Genomic DNA, 11,726 nt, shown 5'->3' with positions numbered 1-11,726 from the left:
CTGGGGCTAATCTTACGAAGCCCACCTTCGTGGGCTAAGAAATCCAGCCCACGAAGGTGGGCTTTGTCCGTGTAGCCCCAGGCTTCCAGCCTGAGGGCTTTGCGAGAATCTCACTTCTTCGCTTTGGTTGCTGCTGCTACTTCCTCGGCATTAAGTGGCATCAAGGCTTGTAATACAAAGGATGTAGTAATCGGTGCAGGACCAACTCGACGCACGCTTTTACCTGGTTCAACAGCAGGTTCTGGTGCCAAAGTTGATTGATAATCTTTAACTAACAACAAAGGCTGTAAACGTTCAATATTGCGGAAAATCGATTGTGTTTGTTCATAGGTTCCTTGAATTTCAATATTAATAGTGCTACGTTTTAACTTGCCGTTTACCAGTGGTCCCAAACTACTATCGATAATCGGTTCTGGTTTCTCTCCAGATGGGGCAAACTTTTTCAATTTGGCTTTAACTGCATTTGCCGGAATTTGAGCATTACCAGATTCAACTAAGCGATTCAAATCGAGTAGCAATGTATCCAAGGTTTTCTCATTGGCAAATAAAGATAAAACTTGGATTTGTTGCTGTTTTGATTGCGCTAATTCTTCTTTAACTTTGCCAATTTGTCGGATATTGGTATTCTTTTGCTGAATTTGCGAATCTAAGTCTTGGCTTTTTGTTTGCTGTTGTTGAAAGGTGTCCCAAGCCGGCATGACTAAGTTAAAAAGCATAAAAGCTGCTACCCCCAAACCCAAAACCGCTGGCAAGATGCCAATGATTTTTGGTGTGAAGGTAATGCCGAATGCGGTAGGATAAGCAGAACCAGCCGCCTCAAACCCTCCGTCTTGTTCACCAAAATTTAAATCTTCACTGTAGGTCATTTGGAAATGACTCCTGTTTGTTGGAGACTGCGAATTCGGCTGACTAATCCGACTGTGCCTTTTTGCTCCAACTCGCGGGTTAACTGAGAAGCCGGAACATCACTCATAATGGATTGAATGGTGTATTTGACTATTTGCGGTGGTTTAATTAATACAGTGTTTGCAGGTTGAACAGTACCGGAAGGTATGGGGGCATCTACTAACTCTGCTGTTGTAATTTTGCCATCGGTGGATTTGAGGAAACGCGACTGTTGGAGACTGAGTAAAAAATCGTTGACATCGTTAAAAGAGCGAGCATAGCCAGTAATTTCGACTCCAGAAGCGGGATTGGCTGCTGGTTGCCCTTGAACAGCGGTAGTGGGTGCGATTTGCTTGATGTTTTCAATTTGCACAGTTGCGGGAATGCGATCGCGCATATCTTGCAACATCGCAGACCAAGGACGAATTTGGTCAAATACACTAACTAAAGCTTGAGTCTCTGCTTTAATTTTGTTCGTTTCTTCCTTGATTTTGTTAATATTCCCAACTTGCGACTCTAATTGTTGGTTTTGTTGCTCTAGTTTGGCTATATTCTCCCCTAACTCACTATTTTTCCCTTGCAAAAACCACCATCCACCCCCCACCAAAGCCGGGAAAATCACACCAACAGTAGCTCCTATATATATCGGTGTTAAATCACCAAGAGAAATTGCCTGTCTTGGTTTCTTGCCCTTATTTTTCGGCTGAGGTGCGCGGTCTTTAAGAAAATTAACGTCTAAACTGTACATTTTGTTATGTTTCCCGCATTCCTAAACCAAGCACTATTCCTAATCCAGGACGTTGCACCAAGGGGTATTTTTCTTCGTCAATTTCCAACGACAGCGCAACCACTGGATCGATTTGGGTAGTTGGTAAACTTAATCTTTGGGTGAAAAACTCATTTAACTGCCCCAGTCCACCTCCCGAACCTGCTAGCATAATCTCTGCTACCTCCAAATTTTCAGCTTGATTGAGATAAAAATCGATTGAACGACGCACTTCATCTGTTAATAGTCCCAACTCTCGCACCATCGCTGCCATACCAGGATTAATGCCAGTAACACCAGTTTTTCCCCCAGGTTCCATCGGTGTTGTCGGAATAATCATGCCTTGCAACAGTTGGGTATCTCGTGACGCTGGCAAATTCATTGCTTTTGACAAAGCTGTTTGCATTTGATAAGTGCCTATCGGTACTGAACGTGTAAATTCAGGTACTCCATTGATAATAATCGCAATTTCTGTATTGTCGAATTCGATATCAACTAACACTGCTGCTTCTTGGGGTCCGAATTGCCGCAATTTTTCGCGAATTGTCCGAATTAAAGCAAAACTGCTAATTTCTAAAACATCAATTTGCAATCCCGCTTGCTCAAACGTACTTACATAAGAATCAGTGATATCTTTACGAGTGGCTACTAAAAGCACATTTACTTTCTCAATGCCATCTTCATCTACTTTGTATCCAAGTTTCTGATAATCAACATCAGCTTCTTCACGGGGATAAGGCAAATACAAACCAGCTTCGTGGTTAAGCACCATTTCCCGCAGTTCTTTGTCATCTAACTCAGCCGGCACTGGTATCAAACGTATAATTGATTCTCGTCCCGGTACAGCAGTCGCAACGCGAGAAGCTTTAATTTTACTTTCAGCTAGCGCTTGCTGAATTAATTCTGCCATTGCAGCAGGATCGCCAATTTGACCATCAACAAAAATGCCTTCTGGAACTGGCACTGATATTAAGGAGTCTAATTTTAAGCCTTGAGGCTGCTTGCGTAGTTGAGCTATATTCACCCGTTCAGGAGCAAGTTCTATCCCGACTCCTTTATTTGATTTGCTAAAGAATTTCTGGAAATTTTTAACCACAGTTTTTCGTGTCGCACTGTTTAGTAGAGAATTTAGTTTGGGGAATGGGGAGTGGGGGACAAGGGGGACAAGGGGGACAATTAGCAATTAGCAATTAGCAATTAGCAATTAGTACGATGATTCAAATTCAAAAGTTAAAAAGATTTAGTGTTTATGTCCTGCTTGGCTTATTAACCAGTTGGATTGTCAGCTGTAGCACAGGTAATGTCGGCACAAGTACAAAACAAGTTTCTTCAGGGGCAAGTATTGAGTTTTGGACAATGCAACTCCAACCTCAATTTACCAACTACTTTCAAAGCTTAATTGCGACTTTTCAAACACAAAATCCCGGTATAAAGGTGAACTGGGTTGATGTACCTTGGGCAGCGATGGAGAACAAAATTTTAACAGCTGTATCCGGAAAAACGCCACCTGATGTTGTGAACTTAAATCCGGATTTTGCATCTCAACTTGCAGGACGAAATGCCTGGTTGAATTTGGATGCCAAAGTCCCAAACGAAACACGCTCCTTCTATCTGCCGAATATATGGAAAGCAAGCACACTTAATGGCAAAAGTTTTGGGATTCCCTGGTATCTCACCACGCGGCTAACTATCTATAACACCGCTTTATTAAAACAGTTAAGTATTAATAAAGTACCCAGTACTTACACGGAATTAGCAGTTTTTGCTCAACAAATTAAGGAAAAAACTGGGAAATATGCTTTTTTTGTGACTTTCGTACCACATGATTCGGGTGAAGTAATTGAGTCTTTGGTGCAGATGGGGGTGACTTTGTTAGATGCTGAAGGCAAAGCGGCTTTTAACACTCCCCAAGGGAAAGCGGCGTTTCAATATTGGGTAGACTTGTACAAGAAGAAACTTTTACCACAAGAGGTGTTAACTCAAGGTCATCGTCATGCGATCGATTTGTACCAAGCTGGAGAAACGGCAATACTAGCTAGTGGTCCGGAATTTTTAAAGCAAATCGCAATAAATGCGCCTAAAATAGCTGAAGTTTCGGCAACCGCACCACAAATCACAGGTGAAACGGGCAAAAAAAATGTCGCTGTGATGAACATAGTTATCCCCCGTGATACTAAGCAACCAGATGCGGCTGTTAAATTCGCGCTATTTGTGACTAATGATGAGAATCAGTTAGCGTTTGCTAAAGCGGCAAATGTTCTACCATCGACAACTAAAGCGCTCTCTGACAGCTACTTTAAAGATGTGCCGGCTAATGCTTCAACTCAAGAAAAGGCGCGGGTGATGAGTGCAAAAGAGTTGCAACAAGCAGAAATTTTAACTCCCACTTTGAAGGATTTTAATAAGCTGCAAAAGGCAATTTATGAGAATTTGCAAGCAGCGATGTTGGGTGAGAAAACAATAGATAAAGCTGTTGAAGATGCAGCGCAGGAGTGGAATAGTAGGAGTTAGGTAGAGACCTAGAGCGTGGAACGTCTGTACAAAAGGCGCCGTAGAGACCTAGAGCGTGGAACGTCTGTACAAAATGCGCCGTAGAGACCTAGAGCGTGGAACGTCTGTACAAAAGGCGCGGTAGAGACGTTCCACGGTCACGTCTGTACAAAAGGCACCGTAGAGACCTAGAGCGTGGAACGTCTGTACAAAAGGTGCGGTAGAGACCTAGAGCGTGGAACGTCTGTACGAGGAGTTGGGAGTTGAAACTTTACCTTACCTCGTTCTCAGCACGACTGCTGGGAATGCAGGTGGTGAGACAGCAGCCCTCCTTAAAGAGCATTCGCAGTCTGAGAGTGGGAACGAGAGGAGGAGAGGGTTAGGGTGTCGGTGGGTGGTTCAAGTCTGAGGTATTTACGGTTGCAAAAAAATGCCCTATGAGATAAAGGGAGCCGCACAAAATGACTAAATTATCGGTTGCGCGAAAAGCTGTTTCTAGTGCTGATAATAAATCTGGATAAGTTAGACAATAGCTCAATTCTGGACAAATTTTCTGAGCTAGTTTTGCGAGTTCGCTTGTATCGGCTGAACTATGAGCTGGTACTGGCGCTAAGTATAAACTGTCCTTTGGTCGCAGTAAAGCTTGGAAGATGTCGGCGTGTTCTTTGGTGGAAAGCATTCCCATTACCCAATTAACTTTGGGAATATCCAGACTATCTATATAGGCACGTAAGGCTTGGGCTGCGGCTGGGTTATGAGCGCCATCAATTAATAGTTTATGATTTCTCCAGGTTGTCCATTGCATTCGTCCTAGCCATTTTGTTTTGGCGATGCCGTTGATGATGGCTTTTTGTGATATCTGCCAACCTTTTTGTTGTAAAATCTCTAAAGCTGCGATCGCTAAACTTGAATTAGCTAACTGTATCTGTCCTTCTAAGGGCAATCGATATTTAATCGATTTTGGATTTTCAGAGTTAAAAACGAGAAGGTTTTCCCCCTTGTCCCCCTTGATCACGCAGTCCCCCTTGTCCCCAAGGAGTCCCCAAGTCTCTCCTGCTTGTTCATACTCTGCCCATCCTGGAGATATTTGACGGGCAGGTTGAGGCGCAATATATGGACATTGTAATTCTAGAGTACGCGATCGCACGACTTTTTCTGCATCTGCGGGCAATATTCCCACAACTGCCGGACATCCAGGTTTCAGAATCCCAGCTTTTTCTCTCGCAATCTCGGCGACTGTAGAACCGAGTTGTTGCCAATGTTCGCGGCTAATGGAAGTGATAATAGTTACTAAAGGCTGCGAACAAACGTTTGTCGCATCTAAACGTCCTCCCAATCCAACTTCTACTACCGCCACATCGACTTTACTTTGTGCAAAATATAACCAAGCTGCTGCGGTAATTACTTCAAACTGAGTTGGTGATTCTTCATCTGGGCTGATTGCCTCTTGGATTTGCAGTAATAATTTACACAGTGTTTCCGAGGCGATCGCTTGTTCATTCAAACAAATGCGTTCCGTCCAATCGACCAAATGCGGTGAAGTGTAGCGTCCTGTGCGATAACCCGCCTCAGTCAGTACTGAGGAAAGATAAGCACAAACAGAACCTTTCCCATTCGTACCAGCAACGTGAATTACCGGGACTTGATGATGGGGGTTGCCAAGATTTGCCAAAAGTTTGACAATCCGGTCTAACCCCAGATTAACGCCGAAGCGTTGGAAGGGTTGTAGTAATAAGTCGATATTCACTTATAAGTTAGTAGGAGCGTGGTTAGTGGCTAGTGGTAACAAATAACTACTAACCACTAACAACCACGTCAATTTAGGCTTCTCTGTCTAAAAAGCCTTGAACTTGTCTTAAAGCAGCAGCACCGATGTTGAAAACTGCCCAACCAGCAGCAATAGCAATTGGTGCTAAAACGATCGCAACACGCATATCAATGTTCATATTTAGAACCCCTCTGTTAACTAGAAATTAAAGTTTTGTCAACTGCTATACAAAACTTGACCAAACTTCTTTAAAGCTAGCCATTCAACTAAAGTTTCCTTTAGAGGGTCTGCTTCTTGCTTCAACCAAGGGAGTCGGCTCCTTCTTGTCCACAAGCGTAAATTCGGGTGTAGCCCACCCTATCTTTTAAACGAGTAGTTTTTTGAAGCTTTTAGTCATTGTTCAAGCATTATATGAGCGCAAATTTAACAAACTGCGGACTCCAGGAGTGACCTTTTTACAGGCTTGCTAGTAATGAACGCGACTGTGGTTTACAAACCATAAAGGTAAGCGCCTTGGTTTTCGGCATAAACAAGAGTATACCAGATGCAGAAAACACAATACACCTCAAAAGCTTACTTGAATTCACAAATTTTGACTAACCAGACATAAGCTTTATGGCTATTTAGTAATCCTCTTCTCATTTTTATTGTTAGCCGAAGTGGGAAATTTTTCCAGACCTATTTGTAAAGAATGTTTACAAATCTACCGTGTTTTCATATAACCCAACATCGTAGAAGGGTGCGGCGTTGTGCGTGCAAAGTCCGCATGACTTGGACTACAGAATAGGGTTTTTAGCCCAGGTCGCTAGGCTTTGTTCATGTAGCCGAGCTGCGTTGCGGTGAGTCCATTCGGTGGTTGCCTGTACCGTCTATTCGTAGTGGCTCTCCCGTTGGGAGGTCACGAGCGCTATCTGCACAGCCTTTGTTCCGGCTTCAGCCTGAAGGCTATTCCCCATTTGTAAAACCGATATCAGTACCTTTGCCAGCATGAACCAAAGCTAACTTTTGGTAACGTTGAGCGTGTTGGATAAGTTCGGCAGCTTCGTCGTGGGTGACTTGCCGCAACACTTTCCCCGGAACCCCAGTTACCAAAGATAAAGGAGGTACATTTTTTGTCACCACTGCACCAGCGCCAATAATGCTACCAGCGCCTACCCGCACTTTGTTCAAAATAATCGCGCCAATTCCAATTAAGCTGCCACGTTCAATGTAAGCAGAATGTATTACAGCACGATGCCCGACGGTGACATAATCTTCTAAAATTGTGGGAAAGCCTGGATCGCCGTGTAGAATTGCTCCATCCTGAATATTGGTGCATTCGCCAATTTCAATGCTTTCCACATCTCCCCTAATTACTGCTTGATACCAAATGCTCGCTCCAGCGGCTATGTTTACCGAACCCATAACCACAGCATTAGCTGCAACGAAGGCAGCTTGAGAAATATCAGGAGAAGACCAGTAAGAAACGGTAGACACGATAGAATATGAATATGGTACCCAGGAACACTGGAAAAACTCCAACCTTGGAGACTTGTTGCATTCAACAGGATATCACGGTGTTAAACCTTGATGTTCAGAGGATACGCTTTGTGGAAACTTGACAGGGCAACGAAATCTCTGTGCAACAATAAGTAATTACCCCAAGGTAACGGAGTAGAAGTGTAAACTAAAACCAATGAGAGCGGGTGAAAACAAAAGTATGTTTGTACGCACTTCATGATGAATCCAGGCTTGCAGTACCCAATATTTGGTCCCGAAATCCAGTGTCCCCACTGCCGTCAAACAATTCCGGCATTGACACTAACAGATACATATCTATGTGCTCGACATGGGGCTTTTGAAGCGAATCCGAAAGATGGTGAATTGATTCATCTTCAGTCCGGGCGTCATTGGCGAAGATGGAATAATGAATGGTATCGGCAACACACGCATCCCGATGGCATTCGCTTTGAAATTCACGAAGCGCTAGACAAGCTGTATACTCAAGGATACCGAGCAACAAAAGTGATTATTGCCAAGCGGTATCAAGAATTGATGAGTGGCTACTTAGAACGCAGCACACCTTGGCGTTCTGGTCAAAGCGAGACAACATCTGCACGGCTTTATGGCTTACCAGTAGAGTTTAGCCCGGATTCCGCAGAATCCGGCTGCTGGGAAGTGATAAATTTTGATTTGGAAAAAGAGCTGGGTGTGCCTGTACGCTATCCTTATTTTCGGTTGTTTGAGTAATCGTTATGAGTCAAAAGTCATTACTAGACAAATGACTTTTGACTTTTGACTAATGAGAAAATTATGCATCACGCTTCGATTCGGACTGCGAATATTCATCGAGCGATCGCATTTTACGAACACTTAGGGTTTACAGTCTGTGAGCGCTTCACTACAGGCTATACTCTGGCTTGCTGGATGGAAGGATTGGGGGGCAGAATAGAGCTGATCCAAATTCCCGAACCAAAACCAGCCCCGGATGCATTCGCAGATGAGCATTATGTGGGGTACTATCATCTGTCATTTGATTTAACACAAATAACCACAGATTTACCAAGTTGGTTAACAAATCTCAAAGAACGTCTGGCGATCGCATCACTTTCTCAAGGTGAACAATCGCAACCGTTGGTAGTGCTTTTAGAACCAACCCAGCAGCAAATAGGCTCGCGTATCTACGAAGTTGCTTTTATTGCCGATACTGACGGATTACCCCTGGAATTTATACGGATATTATCGGAAATCGGCGAATAGTAGCCTCTACTTTCCATTAACTCTCAAATAATCTTTCTCTGTAGTGTTGCCAAGGCAATAAGTTACAGAAAAAGATTAAACTATTAGAATTACAAAAAAAATTGTAATAGTATTTACAGAGAAAGCTTAAAAAGTTAATGCTAGTGTTTTCTACATTACGTAAGTACCGTTTTCTGTTCTTAATGTTGAGCGTCTGGCTGATTGTGGTGTTGTTTCTCAGTCATAAACCTGTTGAGAGTAAGCTTATGGTTGCTTACAATCAGGTAAATCCCCAGAAAAAACTTGTAGCAAAAAACCAAAAAACCCCAACATTGACAGAAAACGTCAACAAAACGGTGCTAGAAAATGGTCTGACTGTCCTGACAAAAGAAGTGCATACAGCGCCGGTTGTAGCTGTGCAAGTGTGGTACAAAGTCGGCTCCCGCAATGAAGAACCAGGAGTCAATGGCATTGCCCACCAGTTAGAACACATGATGTTTAAGGGTACATCATACCGTCCAATTCAATTTGGACGGTTGTTTAGTGCTTTGGGTAGCGACTCAAATGCTTTCACAAGCTACGATCAAACAGCATATTATGGCACTTTAGAACGGGAAAAGCTGAAAGCTTTCCTAGTGCTGGAAGCAGACAGAATGCAAAACTCTCTAATTGATGCCCAACAATTAGCGAGTGAAAAACGGGTAGTAATTTCTGAGTTGCAAGGTTACGAAAATAGTCCTGATTACCGTCTCAACCGCGCTGTCATGCAAGCAGCGTTTCCCCACAGTGCTTACGGGTTGCCTGTGGGTGGCACCAAAGCCGATGTGGAGAAGTTTCAAGTTGAGCAAGTACGTAAGTATTACCGTAAATTCTATACTCCTAACAACGCTGTCTTGGTGATTGTCGGGGATTTTGACACCGGAAAAACACTCAAAGCAGTACAAGAGATATTTGGGAAAATACCGAAGAGTCAACAGTCAATAGTCAAAATTCCCCCCTCCCCACGGCAGTTGCTCCACTTGCTCCGACACCAAAACCGCACTGCCTCCTCTGCCTCCATTCCCCCTCTCCCCCCCTTCTCCACTCCCCCCCTCCCCCTCTCAAACACTCCCATCGTCTTACGAGAACCGGGTTCAGCGGGGTTATTAGAAGCAGTCTACCCATTGCCGCAGGTGAATCACCCCGATGTGCCAGCGTTGGAAGTGATGGATTACATCTTGACAGAAGGACGGAATTCTCGGTTTTATCATGGATTAGTGGAATCAGGTTTGGCTAGTGATGCTACTGCTTCTGTTGCTAGTTTGCTCTTTTCTGGCTGGTATAAGATATCGGTGACAGCGGCACCTCATCAAGATTTGCGGAAAATTGACTCAGTACTAAATAGTGAAATCAGTAAGCTGGCTTTTGGGGTAACTTCAAAAGAAGTAAAACGAGCCAAGAGGCAGTTAGAAGCTTCGGTAATTTTGAGTAACCGTGATATCACTAATCAAGGGATGCAACTGGCTAACGATGAGCTAACTACTGGTGATTATCTCTACACAGAACGGTATTTAGAAGCGGTTCGGGAAGTCACTGAGGCAGATGTTAAACGTGTGGTAAATAAATATCTCCAACAAGAAGCACGCACGGTGGGCTTTTTTGAACCAACTCAGAAACAGGTTAAAGGAAATGGCAGCAAAGCAAATTCTGTACAAACTACAGAAAATTTTAGTTTACTGCCACCCATAGCCCCCGCTGAGGTGATGAAGTATTTACCAGATGTGGATTCGACTACAGACATTGTTGAGAAACTTTCCTTAGAAAAGGCAATGGGACAACCAGAAAAAGTGATATTTGGCAATGGTTTGCGGGTATTGCTGTTGCCTGATAAAAGTAGTCCCACGGTGACGGTGAGTGGTTATCTAAAAGCTGGGGCAGAATTTGATCCAGAGGATAAAGCCGGATTGGCATCTCTTGTGGCAGACAACTTGATGAATGGTAGAAAAACCAAGGATATTTTAACTCTTGCCCAAGCTTTGGAAGAACGCGGAGCAAATCTGGATTTGCAAACGTATCGCGAAGGTGTGCGAATTCAGGGTAATAGTTTAGCAGCAGATTTGCCTGTCTTAATTCAGACTTTAGCTGATGGAGTCAAAAATGCCACTTTTGCTGTCAAAGAGTTGGAATTGAGTCGTCAAAAAGCTTTGAATGCTTTGGAAGTGGAATTAGATGACCCATCGGAAGTAGCAGAAAAAACATTTTTACAATCTATTTATCCGAAAAATCATCCATCACACACCTTTGCGACCGAAAAGAGTTTGCGAAAAATTAGCCGTGAAGATGTGCTTAATTTCAAAGCCAAACATTATCGTCCAGATACGACAGTGTTAGTGTTGGTAGGAAATTTTGAACCGACGAAAGTGCGATCGCTTCTTCAAACCCAGTTTAGTGATTGGCAAGTTAGCGGTAAACCACCAAAATTAAAATATCCGGCTGTATCTTTACCAGAAAAAGTAGTCCATGTCAATTCAGTGGTTCCTGGGAAAGCACAAGCGATTACTTATATGGGTTACATAGGTATAAACCGTCAAGATCCAAGATTTTATGCGGCTTTAATCTTAAATCAGATTTTAGGTGGCGATACACTTTCGAGTAGACTAGGTACAGAAGTACGCGATCGCCTAGGTCTGACTTATGGAATTTATAGCAACTTCCAAGCTGGGAAAAATATCGGCACATTTTCCATAGAAATGCAAACCAGCCCAGAAGATGCAAGTAAAGCGATCGCTAGTACCCGCAATCTGCTACAACAACTCCATACTCACGGTGTCAGCACCCAAGAAGTAGAGACAGCCAAACGCACCTTAATCAGCAACTACACCGTAACTCTTGCAAACCCACAGGAATTAACTAAAAGAATTCTCATGAACCAAGTGTATGGATTAGATGAAATGGAATTACGCTCTTTTACCCAAAAAATCCAGACAGTCAATCTTGCCCAAGTAAATCTTGCTGCTCGTGAGTTACTTCATCCAGATAAAATTGTAGTAGTCACCGCAGGTCCGGCTGTTTTAGCACAAGGAATTTGAAGAGGGGACAAGGGGGACAAGGGGGACAAGG

10 protein-coding genes are annotated in these 11,726 nt (G+C 43.4%); 4 read left to right on the top strand and 6 right to left on the bottom strand.

Annotation, left to right across the window (positions count from 1 at the left end; genetic code table 11):
* Positions 1-110 precede the first annotated feature (110 nt).
* From OGM63_RS18630 to pilM, 3 genes are read right to left on the bottom strand one after another with little or no spacing between them, the layout of a single operon-like run.
* Entirely contained in the window at positions 111-866 is a 756-nt protein-coding gene (locus tag OGM63_RS18630) for a hypothetical protein (protein WP_263747150.1), read from the bottom strand.
* Positions 863-1,633, bottom strand: a complete 771-nt coding sequence (locus OGM63_RS18625) for a PilN domain-containing protein (protein WP_263747149.1) — start codon at positions 1,631-1,633, stop codon at positions 863-865. Before OGM63_RS18625 ends, OGM63_RS18630 begins: the two co-directional genes overlap by 4 nt.
* Before the next feature lie 4 nt (positions 1,634-1,637).
* Positions 1,638-2,747, bottom strand: coding sequence for a type IV pilus assembly protein PilM (pilM, locus tag OGM63_RS18620; protein WP_263747148.1), 1,110 nt, complete (start codon positions 2,745-2,747; stop codon positions 1,638-1,640).
* Between the two features lie 116 nt (positions 2,748-2,863).
* Between pilM and OGM63_RS18615 the strand changes: the two genes are divergently transcribed.
* Positions 2,864-4,162 (top strand): ABC transporter substrate-binding protein, encoded by a 1,299-nt coding sequence (locus tag OGM63_RS18615; protein WP_263747147.1) that lies wholly within the window; start codon positions 2,864-2,866, stop codon positions 4,160-4,162.
* Positions 4,163-4,520: 358 nt separating this feature from the next.
* Here the strand turns inward: OGM63_RS18615 and OGM63_RS18610 are convergent, their stop codons facing one another.
* The 3 genes from OGM63_RS18610 to OGM63_RS18600 form a co-directional block, all read right to left on the bottom strand.
* Positions 4,521-5,888: a bifunctional folylpolyglutamate synthase/dihydrofolate synthase gene (locus tag OGM63_RS18610; protein ID WP_263747146.1), complete on the bottom strand. Its 1,368-nt coding sequence runs from the start codon at positions 5,886-5,888 to the stop codon at positions 4,521-4,523.
* 73 nt (positions 5,889-5,961) lie between these two features.
* Positions 5,962-6,087, bottom strand: coding sequence for a photosystem II protein Y (locus OGM63_RS18605; RefSeq protein WP_445974561.1), 126 nt, complete (start codon positions 6,085-6,087; stop codon positions 5,962-5,964).
* Positions 6,088-6,854: 767 nt separating this feature from the next.
* The gene (locus OGM63_RS18600) at positions 6,855-7,385 is read right to left on the bottom strand and encodes a gamma carbonic anhydrase family protein (protein WP_263747145.1); all 531 of its coding nucleotides are present in this window, start codon (positions 7,383-7,385) and stop codon (positions 6,855-6,857) included.
* 240 nt (positions 7,386-7,625) lie between these two features.
* Between OGM63_RS18600 and OGM63_RS18595 the strand changes: the two genes are divergently transcribed.
* The 3 genes from OGM63_RS18595 to OGM63_RS18585 all read left to right on the top strand — a co-directional run bounded on the left by OGM63_RS18595 (position 7,626) and on the right by OGM63_RS18585 (position 11,695).
* The gene (locus OGM63_RS18595) at positions 7,626-8,138 is read left to right on the top strand and encodes a TIGR02652 family protein (RefSeq protein WP_263747144.1); all 513 of its coding nucleotides are present in this window, start codon (positions 7,626-7,628) and stop codon (positions 8,136-8,138) included.
* 63 nt (positions 8,139-8,201) lie between these two features.
* Positions 8,202-8,648: a VOC family protein gene (locus tag OGM63_RS18590; protein WP_263747143.1), complete on the top strand. Its 447-nt coding sequence runs from the start codon at positions 8,202-8,204 to the stop codon at positions 8,646-8,648.
* Positions 8,649-8,791: 143 nt separating this feature from the next.
* Entirely contained in the window at positions 8,792-11,695 is a 2,904-nt protein-coding gene (locus OGM63_RS18585; protein ID WP_318528498.1) for a M16 family metallopeptidase, read from the top strand.
* Positions 11,696-11,726: the final 31 nt, after the last annotated feature.

It is taken from the genome of Plectonema radiosum NIES-515 (genome assembly GCF_025753815.1).
GTDB lineage: Bacteria > Cyanobacteriota > Cyanobacteriia > Cyanobacteriales > Nostocaceae > Hassallia > Hassallia radiosum_A.
The sequence above is the reverse complement of the archived record's forward strand: the minus strand, read 5'-3'. Positions and strand labels throughout refer to the sequence as shown.